Raw genomic sequence first — 16,808 nt, forward strand, 5'->3', positions numbered from 1 at the left:
GTGCGTTTGTGCATCAAATCGGCCTCCAGCCCATATCCAGCAAGCGTCAACAGCTATCAAAACAAGAGCGTTTGAGTCCACCATAAACCAACAATGAAGGACTGCCATGTCTGAACAAGCCGACTTCATCATCATTGGCGGCGGCATTGCCGCTGCGTCGGTCGGCTACTGGCTGGCGCCGCACGGGCGCGTGATTGTGCTCGAGCGCGAGTCGCAGCCGGGTTACCACTCCACCGGGCGCTCAGCCGCACTGTTCATGGAAAGTTATGGCACGGCCCAGGTGCGGGCGCTGACCATGGCGAGCCGGGCTTTTTTTGACAACCCGCCTGAAGGCTTCAGCGAACACCCCTTGATCTCGCCGCGCGGCGCGATGATGGTCGCCACGCATGGCGAAGACGCATTGCTGGCCGAACAGTGGGCCGTCTTTCGCAGCGTGACGCCGCATGCGCGCTTGCTGGGCAGTGCCGAGGCCTGCGCGCTGGTGCCGGTGCTGCGCCCCGAGAAGGTGCTGGGTGCGGTGCTCGAGCCTGATGCGGCCGACATGGACGTGGATGCGATCCACCAGGGTTTTCTGCGCGGGCTGCGGCGGTCCGGCGGTCAGGTGATCTGCAATGCCGAGGTGACGGCGCTGATGCGCGAGGGCGACCAGTGGCAAGTGCAGGCAGGTGGTCAAACCTACGAAGCACCGGTGGTGATCAATGCGGCGGGTGCGTGGGCCGATGTGGTAGCGGCGCTGGCCGGCGTGTTGCCGATTGGCCTGGAGCCGCGCCGCCGCTCGGCCTTTATCTTCGCGCCACCCGACGGCATCAACAGCGCGGCGTGGCCGCTGACGGCCGGCATCGACGAGGGTTGGTACTTCAAGCCCGACGCTGGCATGCTGCTGGGCTCACCGGCCAATGCCGACCCGGTGGCGCCGCAAGACATCCAGCCCGAGGAGCTGGACATCGCCATGGCGATTCACCGCATCGAGGAGATGACCACGCTCACCATTCGCCGCCCGACACGCACCTGGGCCGGGCTGCGCTCGTTTGTGGCGGACGGCGACCTGGTGGGCGGCTTTGATCCGGAGGCGCCAGGTTTCTTCTGGGTCGCGGCGCAGGGTGGTTACGGCATTCAGACTTCGGCCGCCATGGGTGAGGCCTGCGCCGCGCTGGCGCGTGGCCAGCCGCTGCCGGAATACATTGCCGGCTTCGGCCTGACCGAAGCCATGCTCTCGCCGGCGCGTCTGCGCCAGCACGGCTGAAGCGCGTTTTCGTGCGGTCTATGCATCAAATCAACCGCTGGCCCTTATACAACAGGCGTAAGCAGCTATTAAAACAGGAGCGCTTGAGGCACTTGAAGCATCGGGAACGGACCCGGCAGGCCACCGCCTGGGTGGCTGTGGCGTGCCGGGCGCGGCGGCAGCCCCGTTCGCTCAGCCCCCGCTGATTTTGATGCGGCGCGGCTGCGCGTGGGCGGCCTTGGGAATGCGCAGTGTCAGCACGCCCTGCGTCAGTTCGGCGCTGACATTCTCGGTGTCGAGCTCCTTGCTGAGCGTGAACACACGGCGAAACCGCGCCAGACCCACTTCGGTATGGCTGGACTGCAAGCCTTCGGGCACGCTCAACGCCGCTTCAGCCTCAATGGTCAGGGTGTCGGCCTCAACCTGCAGCTTGAGGTTGTCTTTGGGCACGCCCGGCAGGTCGGCATACAGCGTGATGCCGTTGCTGTCTTCGACCACATCGACCGGTGGTGTCAGCGTGGTCTGGGCGTAGCGCTGCGCCTGCTGCTTTGGCTGGCGCGCCGTGTCGGCCCATGGACGGCCGGTCTCCGGTGCCGGCTCCTTGCCCTGGGAAACGCTGCCGCTGGCATTGCCAGCCTGGCGGGAGGCGGTAGCGGTGGTGCTGGTGTGGGTATTCATGGCCTTCCTCCATTCAGTGAACGGTGATGCGGCGTGGCTGGGCAGCCGCGCGCCGCTGGATGGTGATGTGCACAAGCCCGTCCTTCACGCGGGCCTGTACGGCGTCGGGGTCGGCGTCCTCAGGCAGGTTGATCACCCGCCGGAAGGAGCCGGCAAAACGCTCGTTGATGTGCAGCGTGGACTGCTGGCCCGCCTCGGGCAGGCTGGACTTGCGCTCGCCGGCGATGGTGAGCATGCCGCGCTCCAGGTCGACCTCCAGCGAGTTGGGGTCGATACCTGGCGCGAAGGCGTAGACCTCGACAGTTTGTGGCGTACCGCCGACATTCAGGGCGGGAAAGCCACCGCGGCCAAAACCGCGGATATTGGGAGACAGATCAAGCGCCTGCTGAACCTCGCGTTGCAGGCGATCCATCTCAGCAAACACTTCGTGCGGAAACAGGGATCGAAACATGGCGATTTCCTCCATTCAGGTTGAACACGGAGCGCCGGAAATGCGTTTCCGGCGTTCCGGATCAGGATGTAGGAATCGTCAAAAAAATTTCAAGAGGGCCGGGGCCCCGGTTTGCGGCCCTGGGCGGGTCGGTCAGGCGCCGGCCAGGTAAGCCCAAGTGGCGGCCAACACGGTTTGAGGGTCAAATCGGCCTCTGGCCCCTGACGGGCAAGCGCAAGCGGCTATCAGAATAAGAGCATTGAATCAACGGGCGCGCTCGCCCCCAGCCGGGTCCCCTGGCATCTTGAGCACGCGCTGAATCGTCTGCAGCAGGTCGGCATTGGAGGTCGAGGCCTTGACCAGCACCGCGTCAGGCCGGGTGCCGGCGTCGGGCAACACCTCACTGGCAGAAAACACCACCAGCGCCGGCCGGGGCTGCAGGCTGTCGATCAGTTCCACCAGGTCCCAGCCGGACTCGCTGCCCAGCCCCAGGTCCAGCAGCACCAGGTCAAAGGGTTTGCCCTGCAGCAGCGCGCGAGCCTCGGTCAGGTTGTTGGCAAATTCAAAGCTCGCAAAATCTGCCGCGATGGCGGCGGCGATGTGCTGGATGTCCACATCGTCTTCCACATGCAAAATGCGCGGCTTGCGGCCGTGCAGCGCGGCCACCGCGCGCTGCATGGCCGAAACAAGCTGCCCCTCGTCAATCGGCTTGGTCAGCCAGTCCGACACCGCCGAGGGTTTGTGGTCGAGTTGAAGCTGCCCGTCGCCGGCCAGCGTGGAGATCACAATGACGGGCAGCGCGCGTGTGGCCTCGTTTTGGCGCAGACTGTTGAGAAAGGCGCCGCCGGTCTGGCCGGGCAGGCGCAGGTCCAGCGTCACCGCGTCGTAGTTGCCCGTGGTCAGCAGCGCCGATGCCTGCTCTGCGCTGTGGGCCAGCACCGATTCAAACCCCGCCTTGTCCAGCATGATGGCAATCAGCCTGGCCACATCCACGTCGGCTTCGCACACCAGGATGCGCGAGCGGGGCGGCAGCGGCGCCGCCTCGGCCGGCCCGCGCCACAGCGGCAACTCAAAGAAAAACGTCGTGCCTTCGCCGAGCCGGGATGCAAAACCGATGCTGCCGCCCATGCGTTCGACCAGCGCGTGCGAGATGTTCAGGCCCAGCCCGGTGCCGCCCTTCTGGCGGGAGTCGGACGAGTCGGCCTGCGAGAACTTCTGGAAGATACGGGTGCGAAACTCCTCCGGAATACCGGGGCCGTGGTCGCGCACCTCGACCCGCACGCCCAGCCCGGCGCGCGTCACATGCACCTCCACCGTGCCACCGGGGGGTGAAAACTTCAGCGCATTGGACAGCAGGTTGGTCACCACCTGCGTGAGCCGGTCGGCTTCGACATTCACCTGCAGCTCGGGCTCGTCGCCAAGCAGGACCAGGCTGACCTGGTTGGCCAGACCGTAACCTTCGTTGGCCGCAATCGCCTGCGTCAGCAGCGGCATCAGCGCCATCGGCTGCAAGTCCAGGCGCATCTTGCCGGACTCAATTTTTTCGATGTCCAGAATATCGTTGATGAGCCGGATCAGGCGTTCGCAATTGTTTTTGGCAATGCCAACCAGCTTCATCGCGGCGTCGGGCAACGGGCCGGCAATACCGCCGGAGATCAGGCCCAGCGAGCCGCGGATGGAGGTCAGCGGCGTGCGCAATTCATGGCTCACGGTAGAGACAAACTCGCTTTTCAGGCGGTCGATGCGCTTGAGCTCGGTGATGTCGGTGGCCAGCGAATAAAAGCCGATGACCTTGCCCTCGTCCGAGCCGTCGCCATAGCGCGGAAAATAATTGACCACATAGTCCCGCACCTTGCCGTTGGCCGAACGCTGCTTGCGCTCGTACACCACCGGGTAGCCGGCCAGCACTTCTTCGACCCTGGGGCGCAGCGCCTCGTAAAACGCCGGCTCCATCAGCTCGCGCATGCTTTTGCCCAGAATGTCTTCGCTGCGCAGGCCAAAGGCCTCCTGGTAGGCGCGGTTGTGAAAGCGGCAGCGCTGCCCGGCATCCACATAGGCGATCAGCGCCGGCACGGCGTCGGTGATCTCGCGTAACTGGCGCTCGCTGGCGCGCACCCGGTCACTGGAGCGGCGCATCGAGGTCGTGTCGCGGCCCGTGCCCCGGTAACCGGTGAAACGCCCCGCAGCGTCAAAAATCGGCACACCGCTGATGCTCAGGTGGCGCACCTGGCCTTCGGAGTCCAGCCGCGTGACTTCAAAATCACGAAACGGCTCGCGCCTTGCAAGCAGCGCCTCGTGCGCTGCCCATTGGCTGTCGTCCATGTTCACATAGGGCAACTCGCGGCGCAGTTTGCCAATGCTGCTGTTGCTGGTGAGCGGGCCCAAGTCAACCAGTTCACCCGAGATCTGGACAAAGCGGAAATTTTCATCCTGCTCCCAAAACCAGTCGGTGGACAACTGGACCAGCGCGCGAAAGCGTTCCTCGTTCGCGCGCGAAAGCTGCTCGGCGAGCTTGCGCTCGGTGATGTCCTGCAACTGCGAGATGAAGTGCAGCGGCCGGCCCTGCGCGTCGCGCACCAGCGAGCAGGTCAATGCGGCCCACACCAGGCCGCCCGACTTGTGCAGGTAGCGCTTTTCACGCTGGTAGGTTTCAATCTCGCCGGCCAGCGCGCGGCTGCGTTGCAGGATGTCCTCGGCCATGTCGTCCGGGTGGGTGACCTCGGGCGCGCCAGTGGCCATCAACTCGGCCTGCGAGTAACCGAACATCTCGCAAAACGCCCGGTTGACGCGCAGCCGGCGCGAGTCGGTGCCGAGCACCGACATGCCGATGGCCGCGTTCTCGAAGGCGCTGGTGAACTGTTGCTCGCTGGCCGCATCGCCGGCAGCGGGCTGGGCTTGCAGCGCTTGCTGTTGTTGCGCTGCCCACTCATAGGCCTGGAGCTGGGCCGCTTGCCGCAACAGCTGCTGCTGCAGGTCGTCAGTCAAGCGGGTCAGTGTCAGCACGCGGTCTTGCAGGCGTTGCGCCTTCAGCGGGTTCTGCTCCGTCTGCTTCATGCTTGTCCTGTGAATTGTCGGGCCAGGGGCCGACACTCGCGGGACGCTGGCCACCGGCTTGCCAGTGCGATGGCCGAGTATCTGGGATTTTCCCGTCTTTGACCGCGCGCGAGCGCGGGCTTTTGACGGGGTTATCCCTAGCGCTTGCCGGTCACAGCGCGGTAGATGAACAACAGAATGATCGCGCCCAGCACGGCGGCGATGAAGCCCGCCGACTCACCGACCTGGTAAAAGCCCAGGAAGCGGCCAAGGTAGGTGGCAATGACCGAGCCGACGATACCGATGATGACAGTGATGATGAAGCCAGCCGGGTCGCGGCCGGGCATCAAAAACTTGGCAACAATGCCGACAACAAAGCCGATGAGAATGGTCCAGAGAATGCCCATGGTGGTCTTTCAGAAGTAGTTGGGGGGTTGAAAAGCCGACCCAGTCAGCTAAACCGTGAGACTACGCAAGGCGCGCGACAGCGCCTATCGGAAAGTCTGCCCGCCTGCTGTAGGACCAGAGGTACAGCCATGCCGCCCGGCTGGCGTTTGAGAGCGAAATCAGCCTCCAGCCCATGCGGGACGGGCGCAAGCAGCTATGAAAAACATAGCAATTTAAACATAACCTGGATCAGTTGGGGGTTTTGGGCGGGCCGGGCAGCGCGGTAAACGCCAGCGCACCCAGCGCCAGCAGCAGCGCAATCGCCGCCAGCACGGCGGTGTAGGGCTCGGCGCCGTAGCTGGCCGCGAGCGAGGCGACCAGGCCAGTGAACCACTGCATGGCCGCCACCCCGAGAAAGATCGCCATGGTGAAGACGGCCATGGCGCGACCGGTCATGGCCGCCGGATAGGCCGAGCGCACGTCGGCGTACTGCAGCACCATGAAGCCCGAGAGCAGGCCGATCACCACCGGACCGACCACGTCGACCACGGTGTTGTGCGTCATCGCAAACGCGGCAAACAGCGCGGCCAGCAGCAGCGTGAAGCCGGTGATCCAGCGGCGCCGGTGTTTCGGGCCGGGGTCAAACCGCCCGAACAGCGGCGGTCCGAACAGCGAGGCCAGCGACATCACCAGCGCCACGTTGCCGCTCTGCACCAGCGAAAAACCGTGCCGCTCCATCAGCAGCGGCCCCAGCCACAGGCCGCGCAGCGCGATGAAAGAGGCATACCCGACGCAGGCCAGCAGCAGGATGCCCAGCGTGTGCGGCAAGGTGAACAGCGCGCCGAAGCCGGCCAGCGCCTGGCGCACCGACTCTTTCGGGTGCGTGTTGTGCGCGGCCTGCACTGGCTCATGCACCAGCGCCCAGATCAGCAGCCAGGCCAGCCCCGCGAGACCACCCAGCGCCCAGAAGCCCATGCGCCAGGACGAGGCCTCGATCAGCCAGGCCAGCGGCGTGCCGGTCAGCAGCATGCCGATGCCGCCCAGGCCCAGCGTGATGCCGGAGATCGCGGCGAAGCGGTCGGCCGGCATGTTGCGCGCGATGAACACGGTGCAGACCAGAAAGGCGGGCGCGCAGCCGATGCCAATCAGCACCTGGCCGGCCAGCAGCATGCCAAAACTGCTGGACGCCGCCGACAGCGCTGCGCCGGCCACCGCCACCGGAAAAGCCAGCAGCACGGTGCGGCGCACGCCGTGCAGGTCGATGCCAATGCCCATGAAGAGCTGCATGGCGCCAAACGCAAAGTGAAAAGACCCGGCAAACAGGCCCAGCGCTTTGGCATCCAGACCAAAGTCGGCCTGCAGCGGCGTGGCCATGATGGCGGCCACACTGCGAAAAGCCTGGCTCAGTGCAAACGCCGTGGTCAGCGCCAGCAGCATGATCCAGGTGGCGCGGCTGGAAGCCGGGGCCGGCGATGGCGCGGAAGCGGAGGTCATGCTGCTGAGCGTACACGACGCACCAGACCGGGCATGACGCGTGTTTGCCAGGCCAGGCCCAGTCAGGACAGGACAGGGCCCTAACCGATCAGTTTGGGCAGCCAGGTCGCGATTTGCGGTATGAAAAACACGGCCGTCAACAGGATCAGGCTCATCACCACATAAGGCACCACCGCAATAAAGATGTGGGCCATGGTGACCGAAGGCGGCGCCACGCCGCGCATGGTCATGAGCAGCAGGCCGTGTGGCGGCAGCAGCAGGCCCAGTTGCATGCAGATCAGAAACATCACGCCGAACCAGATTGGATCGATCCCCAACGCCTGGACGATGGGCATGAAGATCGGCAGCGTGATCATCATCATGCTGACCTGGTCCACAAAGATGCCGAGGAAGATCAGCATCAGCATCATGCCCACCACAATCATGTCGGTGGACCAGCCCTGACCGGTGATGAACTGCACCAGTCCGTTGCTGGCGCCCGAGAACGACAGGATTTGTGCAAAGGTGGTGGCGCCCAGGATGATGAATAAAATCATGCCCGAGATGCCGGCCGTGCCCTTGAGCGCCTTGAGTACCGCGTCCCACGTCAAGGCTCGGTAACACGCGGCCAGCAGCATGGTGGCAAAGGCGCCGAGGGCTGCGCATTCGGTCGGTGTGGCCCAGCCGGCCGCCAGCGCGCCGACCACCACGCCAAAAATCGACAGCGTGGGCAGCACATAGGCAAAAAATGGATGCCAGCGCGCCCAGCCCCGGTGCCGCACCACGTCGTCGGCGTCGGGCGGCGCCAAGTGCGGGCTGATGCTGACGCGAATGATGATCCACAGCACAAAAGCAATCGACAGGATCACGCCCGGCAGCACGCCGCCTATCAGCAGCTTGGAAATCGAGATGCCCGACAGCGACCCCAGCAGCACCGTCAGCGCCGACGGCGGGATCAGCATGTCCACCGCGCCAATCGCCATGATGGGGCCAGTCGCGATGGTCGGGTGGTAACCGCGCGAAAGCATGATGGGCAGCATCAGCGAGCCCAGCATGGCGGTGGTGGCAATCGTCGAGCCCGAGATCGCCGAAAACACCGTTCCCGCCACCACGGCCACCACGGCCAGGCGACCCGGCACATGTTTGATCAGCCGCTCCACGCCTTCGATCACCTTGAGCGCCAGGCCGGTGTGAAACAGGATCTCCCCCATCAGCACAAACAACGGAATCGGCGTCAGCGAAAACGCCGTGACCGAGCTCACGCTGCTGCGTGCCAGTTGCATCAGCCCCGGCTCCCCGCCCATGTAGAGCCAGGCGCCGACGATGTTGATGGCGATGAAAGTCAGCGCCACCGGCATGCCGATGAACAACAGCACCATGGAGCCGCCGAGCATCAGCAGCGCAGCAAAACCCCAGCTACTCATGCCGTGCTCACCGCGTCTTTGCGCGGGCCGCGTTCAGCGCCCTGCAGACGAACCATGCGAAAGATCATTTCAATTCCAAGAAGCACAAAAACCAGCGGCAGGGGCGCCAGCGACCACCACTCGGGGGTGACCAGAGTTTTGATGTTGACGGCGCCCGACATGTAGCTGGACCAGGCGGCCTGCGTGCCAAACCAGGCAATGACCACGCAGCAGGCCAGGCCGGTCAGGTCGCCGACCCATTCCAGGTACCAGGCGAGGCGGCGCGGAAGGGCCAGCAGCACAATGTCCACGCGAATGTGCTGGCCCTGCCGCAGCAGCCAGGGCGCGACGCTCATGGTGATCAGGTAAAGCATCAACTCCGAGATTTCATTGCTCCACGCCAGACCTTGCGGCAAACCTGGAATGGCCAGGTTGCGCAGGGCCACGTCGCCCACAATGATGAGCATCATGGCCAGCAAGATGGCGCAACCGACCAGGGCCAGGCCGGAGAGAAAGCGGCCGTAGGCGCTGGAGAGCTGGTCAATCACTTGGCGAACAGGGCCTTGAAGCGGGGTGCAATCTCGGGGCTTTGTTTGATGGCACCCGCCCAGCCGATGTCGTAGGCCTTGGCGCGGAAGGCGCTGGCGGTGGCGGCGTCAAAGCTGATGGTCTGGATGCCGGCCGCCTGCTGGCGCGCGGTTTCGGTGGTGGCGTATTTGCCCCAGAAGGTGTTTTCTGCTTCCAGCGCGAGCAACTGCTTTTGCAGGTAGTTGCGCTGCGCATCGGTGAGTTTTTTGTAGGCAGGCAGGTTCATGATCAGCGAGACCTCGGCATCGTAAAAGCCCGGGTCAATACGGAACTTGGTTTTTTCGTGCCAGTTCAGATCGAAAATGCCACCAATCGGCCAGCCGTAGCCATCGACCACACCCCGCTCCAGCGCGGTGTACACCTCGCCCGGTGGTGTGGTGATGACGTTGGCATTGAGTGCCTGAAAAAAATCGCGGTACACCGGCGAGATGCGGATTTTCTGGCCGCTCAGGTCGGGCTTGTCCACCTTTTTGTTGGTGTAGATGTGAAACGGCTGGTTCTCCACCATGCGGGCCAGGTACTGCATGTTGCCTTTTTCGTTCCAGACCTTGTTGATCGCGTCAAACGCACCGTTCTTGCGCTGTTCGGCAATCGGGATTTGTGTGAGTTTCAAAAAGTCAGCCTCGGGCATGACGTTGGTGTAGAAGGCGCCGGTGCTCAGCGCCATGTCCACCACCCCGGTTTTCACTGCATTGCCAACTTCAAACGTCGGGATGGCTTTGGGTCCACCCAGAAAGTTGATCTGCAACACGCCCTTGCCTTCGGCGTTGACCTTGGTGATCCACGGTAGCAAGCGCTGCACATAGATGCCGTTTTCGGCAAACGCGCTGACCAGGCGCAGCGTGACTTCCTGCGCCCTGACCGTGGTGGTCATGCTGGTTGCCAGTAGCAAGGTTGAGACGATTCTGAAAATACGTGGATTCATGATGACTTTCTCCTTCTTTCTTTGCGTTGAAAAACAAACAGTAGGGCGTGCGTCGTCGCTCTTAAAGGCCCAGGTGCCGTGACCAAAGGCTGCGGTCGGCATCCAGTTGCGCTGAGCTGCCACTCCAGGCGACGAGGCCCTTTTCAATAATGGCGTGGCGGTCGGCGATGTCAATCAGGCGATGCACGTACTTGTCGATCACCAGCATCGCGTGGCCGGCGCTGCGCAAGGTGCTGAGCACATTCCAAACCTCCTCGCGCACCAGCGGCGCCAGGCCTTCGGTCGCTTCATCCAGAATCAGAAGCCGGGGATTGGTCACCAGTGCCCGGGCGATAGCCAGCATTTGCTGCTCGCCGCCAGACAGCTGGTTGCCCATGTGCGCGCGGCGTTCGGCCAGCCGCGGGAACAGCTCCAGCAATCGTTGTGGCGTCCAGTTTTGCGCGGAATCAGCGCCAGCGCGGTAAAACGTTGTCAGGTGTTCGAGCACGCTCAAGTTGCCGAACACCTGCCGCCCCTCGGGTACCAGCGCGATGCCCTGTTGCGCAATACGATGCGGTGCCATGCCAGATATGACCAGGTCGCCGAAAGTGATTTGTCCGCGGGTGGGCTTGACGAGTCCCATGATGGACCGCACCAGTGTGGTCTTGCCCATGCCGTTTCGACCGAGCACGCCCAGGATTTCGCCCTGGCCGATGTGCAAGTCAACGTCATAGAGAACCTGGCCCAAGCCATAACCCGAGCACAACCCTTGCACCTTGAGCAACTCGGGACGACCGGGCTGAATCATGACAGCGCTCCCTCGTTGCTGCCAAGGTAGGCGGCAGCGACGGCAGGGTCTGCGCGCACAGCGGCAGGTTTGCCGGTGGCAATGATGCGGCCATTGACCAGCACGGATACCGTGTCGGCCAGCCGGAAGACCGCCTCCACATCATGCTCGATCAGCAGCACCGCAAAATCGCGGCGCAGGCTGTCGATCAGTCGGGTCATGGTCTCAGACTCCTGCGGGCCCATGCCCGCCAAAGGCTCGTCCAGCAAGACCAGCTTCGGGTTTCCGGCCAGCGCCATGCCGACTTCAAGTGCCCGCTGCTCGCCGTGCGACAGCTGCTCGATGCGCCAGTTGTGTTTGGCTGTCAAACCCAGACGCTCAAGCTGCGCGTGTGCACGGTCGAACAGCGCCCTGTCTGCGCGGACTGGCCGCCAGGCTGAAAAGGTGCGGCCCTCTGCAGCTTGCAGGGCCAACGCCATGTTGTCCGCCACCGGCAGGCTTTTGAACAAACGGGTGATCTGAAATGACCGGGAAAGGCCGCGCCGCGCGCGCTGATGCGTGACAAGTTGCGTGATGTCTGATCCATCAAAATGCACCGACCCGCTGTCGCTGGCCAACTGGCCTGACAGTTGAGACACCAGGGTCGTTTTGCCGGCACCGTTAGGGCCGATCAAAGCATGGATTTCACCGTGAATGACCTGCAAATTAACCTGATCAGTGGCCACCACGCCGCCGAAGCGCTTGTTCAATTGGCGCACGTCCAGTAGTGGAGCGCCTCTCATTTGCGCAGCTTCCATTGCGCCAGTGAGGTCAGCATGCCGGTCAGGCCATGGCGCGCAAACAGCACCACGGCGAGCAGCACCCAGCCGGTCCAGAACTCAAAGTACGGTGTGTAGGCAGACAGCACTTCCTGCATCAGCAACAGGGCGGCTGCGCCCAGCACACCACCCCATACGGTGCCCACGCCGCCGAGGATTACCATTACCAGCAGGGTGGCAGACTGCGTCCAGTGCAACAGATTCGGGCTCACATAACCCTGGAGGTTGACGCTGAGGCCACCGGCGACCCCGCAGACAATGCCGGCGACAACAAAGAGTACCAGTTTGCAGGCAAACACCGGCAGGCCAAGCGCCTCGGCGCGCACCTCGTCGTCGCGCAGCGCCTGCACAGCGCGCCCGAAGCGCGAATGAACAAAGCGCTGAAGAAAAATGAGTGTCAGCGCCAGCACTGCCAGTGCGACGTAATAAAAAGTGGTTTGATCGCGCAGGTCAAATCCGAAAGGCAGCAGTGAGCGGACGCGTACCGTAAGGCCCTCGTCGCCACCGTAACCCTTGATGGAGTTGGCGAGGTAAAACAGCATTTGCGCAAATGCCAGCGTGATCATGATGAAGTACACACCGCGTGTGCGCAATGAAATCGCGCCGATGACCAGCGCGACCACGCCGACCACCGCTGTGATGACGAGCAGATGCATTGCGCCGGACTGCACGCCTTCGCTGAGCAAAATACCCGTGCTGTAAGCCCCGAGTCCAAAGAAAGCGGCATGGCCCAGGGAGACCATTCCGCCGTAGCCAATCAGCAGGTTCAGGCTGGTCGCGGCAATGGCGTAGACAACGATGCGGCTGGCCACGCTGAGGTAAAAATCGATACCCGCCGCCTGCAATACCCAGGGCAATGCCAGTGCGACGAGAATCCCCGCGACCGCGCCGAATTGTGCGGGGCTCATCAACTGCGCACCGGAAACAGGCCTTGCGGACGAAACACCAGCATCACAGCCATCAGCAGGTAAACCGAGATGGAAGCCAGCGCTGGCCCTGCCGCGCTGGCCCACTGTAGCGGCAACGCTTCGCGAAGAAGCTGTTGCAGCAACGTGCGGCCCAGCGTGTCGACCACGCCCACCAGCAGTGCGCCAACAAGTGCACCGCGGATCGAGCCAATCCCTCCGATCACGATAACTACAAAAGCCAGAATCAGGATGTTCTCGCCCATGCCCACCTGCACCGCCAGCAGCGGCGCAAGCAGGCTGCCCGCCACTGCGCACAAGGCAGCGCCCAGACCGAAGACGAGCGTGAAGAGTCGTGCAACATTGACGCCCATCGCTGCGCTCATGTCACGGTTGGAGGCGCCGGCCCTCACAAGGGCACCGACGCGCGTTTTTTGCACCAGCAGATAAAGCACTCCCGCGACGACCAACCCCGCGCCAATAAGCAGCAGGCGCCAAGCCGAATACTGCAGTCCGGGAAGCAACTCGACCGGCCCGCTTAACGCCTGTGGTGCAGCCAGCAGCAGGTCGTTGCCAAAAATCATCTTGATACCGTCATTGATGATCAGGATCAGCGCGAACGTGGCGAGTACCTGCGTGAGGTGATCGCGGGCGTACAGGGTGCGCAGCAGCGACGCCTCCAGCAGCATGCCAAACAGTGCGGTCAGGACCACCGCACCCAGCACACCGAGCAAAAACGAGCCGGTCAACCCGACCAGCCAGGCGGCAAGAAACGCGCCAATCATGTAGAGCGAGCCATGCGCCAGGTTGATCATGTCCATGACACCAAACACCAACGTCAAACCGGCCGCCAGCAGGAACAGCATGAGTCCGAGTTGAAGGCCGTTAAGGGCCTGCTCAATAAGAAAGAGGCCGCTCATTGGGTTCAGGCTCACCCGGTTTCATTAGCGCATTGCGCACTGCTGAACGTAGGCGTCGCCGTGGTCACGCAGTATCGGTTCGTTAAACGATTTGTTGATCAGGCCGCCCTGGCCATCGCTGCCCACGGTTCGCACGTAGTAGTTTTGGATTGGATACTGGTTGGTGTTGAACTTGAAGGGTCCACGCACCGACTCAAAGCGTGCGCTGCGAAGGGCTTTGCGCAGCGCTTCCTGGTCGTCCAGTTTGCCTTTGGTGTCACGCACCGCCGCGTTGATCAGCTGTGCGGCATCGTAGCCCTGAGAAGCGTACAGCGTCGGGATACGCTTGTATTCCTTTCGAAACTCGGCCATGAACTTCAGATTAGCCGGGTTGTTGAAGTCGGGGGACCAGTGCGCCGTGTTGAAGAGTCCGGCCATTGAAGCGCCCACCGGGTTGATTACATCCTGGTCTGCGCTGAAGCCTGGAAGCAGGAGCATGGTTTCCTTGCCCAGCCCGGCGCTCACAAATTGTTTGATGAAGTTGATGCCCATGCCGCCCGGCAAGAATATGTAGAGAACTTGCGGTTTGGCGGCGCGGATTTCTGCCAGCTCTGCGGCATAGTCAAGCTGGCCAAGTTTGGTGTAGTTCTCGCCGACCACCTGGCCCTTGAAGGTGCGCTTGAAACCAGCCAACGAATCCTTGCCTGCCTGGTAGTTGGGCGCAAGCAGATAGACGCTCTTGACATCACGCTGGTTGGCGAACGCGCCCGCTGCCTCGTGGTAAGCGTCGTTGGGCCATGACACGGCGAAGAACAGCGGGTTGCAATCCTTGCCGGCCATTGATGACGGCGCGGCATTGGGGCTGATGTAGATCACCTTGTTGTCGAGCGCTTCGGGCAAGGAGGCCAGCATGATGTTGGAAAACACCACGCCCGTCATGAAGTCAACTTTGTCGCGTTTGATGTTCCGCTCAAAAAGCTGGCGCGCAACATCGGGCTTGAACTGGTCATCGCTGATCAGTACTTCTGCTGGCAGGCCGCCGAGTTTTCCACCATTGAGCTTGACCGCGAGCAGAAAGCCGTCACGAATGTCAATACCCAGCGCGGACGACGGCCCGGAAAGGGTGCTGACAAAACCGACCTTGACCTTGTCAGCGGCCAGCGCCGTAGCGCCCAGCGCAACCAGCGCCAATCCTGAAAAGATTTTTTTCAAAGCGTTGTATCGAAGGCTATTGCAGGCATCCATGGTGCTCTCCCGTTTAGGTTATTTGACAGATCAGACCCAGATTTGCAAGACGTAGTCAAAAGACGCCTGGCTATTGAACATATCCACACGCTGCAGCCGGATGCGCAGCGCGCCGTCATTTCCACGCATCAATGTGTGCTGGTAGCGGCCGCCAAAGTGACGCACGCTGTCCCTGCGCAGCTCCATCATGTGAAAGCGCGAGCGCACGCAGATCTCTGTGTCGCTGACAGACTCCAGCGCAACATGGCTCACCAGGTGATTGGTTTCCCACATCGGCGCCTGCGACCATGCGTTGGGGTGCGAGACTCGGCCCTTGCGGATTTCCATCATCAATTTGTCTTCGGCAAAAATCGATGGCGATCCTTCCCATTCGGTCTGCTCAGGCATGACGGGCATCCAGTACACGCCCTGCGCATCAAACAAATCAATCCAGGCCTGCCAGTGCTTGCTGTCAAGCAATTCGGCTTGCAGATACAGAAACTGCTCGACCTCCCGCTGCACATCGGCCTCAGCGCTGGTACGCGGCAGAATGCCTGCGCGAGGTAGCTGGCGCACTTGCGCAGAGGTGCCAGCCTGCGATGCGCGTGGCGAGTGATCAGGCTCGATGGACTGCGCCCCCGTGCGTGCAGAGCCTTGCGTGGCTTCGATCACAACTTCCTGCCCGAGCAGTCGCTCGAAGTCGGGGCCTGCATTGGGAATAGCCTGAGTCGCGCTGCATGGGCTTTTGTTCATAAGGTGACTCCAGTCAGGCCAACATGTATTGGGACCATGCGCGAAATTGGTTGCGCATGACTGCTTCGGAGGTGCCGTGGTTTGAATAGGTCACGCCTTTTTCTTCCCGGTCGTCACCGTACCAGCGGTGAAAGCTGACCCAGTCGCCGCCGTTGGACTGCAGTCCCCATTGACCTTTGGTCCAGTTCTCCAGGTCGTCGGCATTGATCATGGTCGCTGGCGAATTGACGAGGTTGTAGTACCACAGGCTGCGGCGGTATGTAGCCTCTGGTGCGCCCTTCAGGCGGAAATGCCAGATTTCAGACTGTGTTTTATTGGGTGCGATGGGCCGCAGGCAGCGCAGTTGCTGCAACGGCGATTGAACCGAGAGGTAGGGGTAGACCAGCACATGGTGGATGCTGCGGGAAAGGTATTCTTCGGCCCGCTCCGCGCCGTAGGCTTTAATCAGCAGGGCTTCGTGTTCCAGTGTGTCAGGGTCTTGCGGCCGCAATCCCATGTAAGCCTTGAGAATGCCGTGGCCATGCGGGAAGTTGATGGTTTGCACGGCGTCCCACTGTTCAAAGCTGGACGCGAAGGTCGACAGGTAGTGGTAATACAGGGGGGCAGATCCGCGCTCGGCTTTCACCCTCTTTTCGACCCGGCCAGCCGAAATGCCGGTGGACTGGTGAGTAACGGAAGGATGCAGTGCATCAAGCTGGTTTTCCATAAAGAATTTCCAGTTCGAATGCTGCATGACGCGGTGACATACCGGCACCACCTCGACTTCGCCCCCCGGCGAACGGTCGCACATATCGTCAAAAGCAATGCGGGCTTCGCCCAGGAATTCAGTCAGAGATGGGCCTTCATCAACCAGACTGGCGAAGACAAAGCCGCGGTAGCTGTCCACCCTCGCTGCCCGCTTCATTCCGCAGTCGGGGTTGTCGCGGGTCATGCGCGTTCCTTCATAGCCTTTGGCCAGCGGAATCGCGCGTACCGTGCCATTCAGGTGAAAGCTCCATGCGTGGTAAGAGCAGACAAATGAGGTGCCGGTATTGCCGTGCAGGTTTCCCACCAGTTGCACGCCGCGGTGCGGGCAACGGTTGTAAAGCACTTGAACGCTGCCGTCGCCCTGGCGCACCATGATCATCGGCTGACGACCTATGGTCACCGCGTAATAGTCGCCTGGCGCCTTGACTTGTGATTCATGTCCGCAATACACCCAGGTGCGCTCCCAGATTTTCTCCATCTCGGCATCAAATATTGCCTGATCTGTATAAACGTGTTTGTGCACACGATCAGGTTCAACAAGTTGCTCTACTTTCATG

Annotated in this window: 16 protein-coding genes; 1 reads left to right on the forward strand and 15 read right to left on the reverse strand. The window is 62.2% G+C overall.

Translation table 11 applies throughout. From position 1 onward, the window contains the following. The first annotated feature begins 106 nt into the window (after positions 1-106). The gene (locus tag Q8O29_RS13635; protein ID WP_305563658.1) at positions 107-1,243 is read left to right on the forward strand and encodes an FAD-binding oxidoreductase; all 1,137 of its coding nucleotides are present in this window, start codon (positions 107-109) and stop codon (positions 1,241-1,243) included. A gap of 171 nt (positions 1,244-1,414) precedes the next feature. Here the strand turns inward: Q8O29_RS13635 and Q8O29_RS13640 are convergent, their stop codons facing one another. The 15 genes from Q8O29_RS13640 to Q8O29_RS13710 all read right to left on the reverse strand — a co-directional run bounded on the left by Q8O29_RS13640 (position 1,415) and on the right by Q8O29_RS13710 (position 16,807). Further along, complete coding sequence (locus Q8O29_RS13640) at positions 1,415-1,900, reverse strand: Hsp20/alpha crystallin family protein (protein WP_305563660.1); 486 nt, start codon at positions 1,898-1,900, stop codon at positions 1,415-1,417. 13 nt (positions 1,901-1,913) lie between these two features. Beyond that, positions 1,914-2,351 carry an Hsp20/alpha crystallin family protein gene (locus tag Q8O29_RS13645; RefSeq protein ID WP_305563662.1) on the reverse strand — a complete coding sequence of 146 codons (438 nt, stop codon included), beginning with the start codon at positions 2,349-2,351 and terminating at the stop codon, positions 1,914-1,916. A gap of 243 nt (positions 2,352-2,594) precedes the next feature. Continuing rightward, positions 2,595-5,384, reverse strand: coding sequence for a PAS domain S-box protein (locus tag Q8O29_RS13650; RefSeq protein ID WP_305563664.1), 2,790 nt, complete (start codon positions 5,382-5,384; stop codon positions 2,595-2,597). Between the two features lie 137 nt (positions 5,385-5,521). Continuing rightward, positions 5,522-5,770: a GlsB/YeaQ/YmgE family stress response membrane protein gene (locus Q8O29_RS13655; RefSeq protein WP_305563666.1), complete on the reverse strand. Its 249-nt coding sequence runs from the start codon at positions 5,768-5,770 to the stop codon at positions 5,522-5,524. A gap of 229 nt (positions 5,771-5,999) precedes the next feature. Further along, positions 6,000-7,244, reverse strand: a complete 1,245-nt coding sequence (locus Q8O29_RS13660) for an MFS transporter (RefSeq protein ID WP_305563668.1) — start codon at positions 7,242-7,244, stop codon at positions 6,000-6,002. A gap of 80 nt (positions 7,245-7,324) precedes the next feature. Then, a complete protein-coding gene (locus tag Q8O29_RS13665) occupies positions 7,325-8,647 on the reverse strand; it encodes a TRAP transporter large permease subunit (RefSeq protein ID WP_305563670.1) in 1,323 nt (440 codons plus the stop codon). Continuing rightward, the gene (locus Q8O29_RS13670) at positions 8,644-9,174 is read right to left on the reverse strand and encodes a TRAP transporter small permease (RefSeq protein ID WP_305563672.1); all 531 of its coding nucleotides are present in this window, start codon (positions 9,172-9,174) and stop codon (positions 8,644-8,646) included. Before Q8O29_RS13670 ends, Q8O29_RS13665 begins: the two co-directional genes overlap by 4 nt. Then, the gene (gene dctP, locus Q8O29_RS13675) at positions 9,171-10,139 is read right to left on the reverse strand and encodes a TRAP transporter substrate-binding protein DctP (protein ID WP_305563674.1); all 969 of its coding nucleotides are present in this window, start codon (positions 10,137-10,139) and stop codon (positions 9,171-9,173) included. Before dctP ends, Q8O29_RS13670 begins: the two co-directional genes overlap by 4 nt. A gap of 61 nt (positions 10,140-10,200) precedes the next feature. Further along, complete coding sequence (locus tag Q8O29_RS13680) at positions 10,201-10,902, reverse strand: ABC transporter ATP-binding protein (RefSeq protein ID WP_305563739.1); 702 nt, start codon at positions 10,900-10,902, stop codon at positions 10,201-10,203. Positions 10,903-10,922: 20 nt separating this feature from the next. Continuing rightward, the gene (locus tag Q8O29_RS13685; protein WP_305563676.1) at positions 10,923-11,687 is read right to left on the reverse strand and encodes an ABC transporter ATP-binding protein; all 765 of its coding nucleotides are present in this window, start codon (positions 11,685-11,687) and stop codon (positions 10,923-10,925) included. Further along, on the reverse strand, positions 11,684-12,631 hold the full coding sequence (locus tag Q8O29_RS13690; protein WP_305563678.1) for a branched-chain amino acid ABC transporter permease: 948 nt from the start codon (positions 12,629-12,631) through the stop codon (positions 11,684-11,686). Before Q8O29_RS13690 ends, Q8O29_RS13685 begins: the two co-directional genes overlap by 4 nt. After that, positions 12,631-13,548, reverse strand: a complete 918-nt coding sequence (locus tag Q8O29_RS13695; RefSeq protein ID WP_305563741.1) for a branched-chain amino acid ABC transporter permease — start codon at positions 13,546-13,548, stop codon at positions 12,631-12,633. Before Q8O29_RS13695 ends, Q8O29_RS13690 begins: the two co-directional genes overlap by 1 nt. 24 nt (positions 13,549-13,572) lie before the next feature. Further along, on the reverse strand, positions 13,573-14,772 hold the full coding sequence (locus Q8O29_RS13700) for an ABC transporter substrate-binding protein (RefSeq protein ID WP_305563680.1): 1,200 nt from the start codon (positions 14,770-14,772) through the stop codon (positions 13,573-13,575). A 30-nt stretch (positions 14,773-14,802) separates the two neighbouring features. Next, entirely contained in the window at positions 14,803-15,504 is a 702-nt protein-coding gene (locus Q8O29_RS13705; protein WP_305563682.1) for an aromatic-ring-hydroxylating dioxygenase subunit beta, read from the reverse strand. Positions 15,505-15,517: 13 nt separating this feature from the next. Next, on the reverse strand, positions 15,518-16,807 hold the full coding sequence (locus Q8O29_RS13710) for an aromatic ring-hydroxylating dioxygenase subunit alpha (protein ID WP_305563684.1): 1,290 nt from the start codon (positions 16,805-16,807) through the stop codon (positions 15,518-15,520). Position 16,808: the final 1 nt, after the last annotated feature.

The sequence above is a fragment of the Polaromonas sp. genome (genome assembly GCF_030689685.1).
GTDB lineage: Bacteria > Pseudomonadota > Gammaproteobacteria > Burkholderiales > Burkholderiaceae_C > Polaromonas.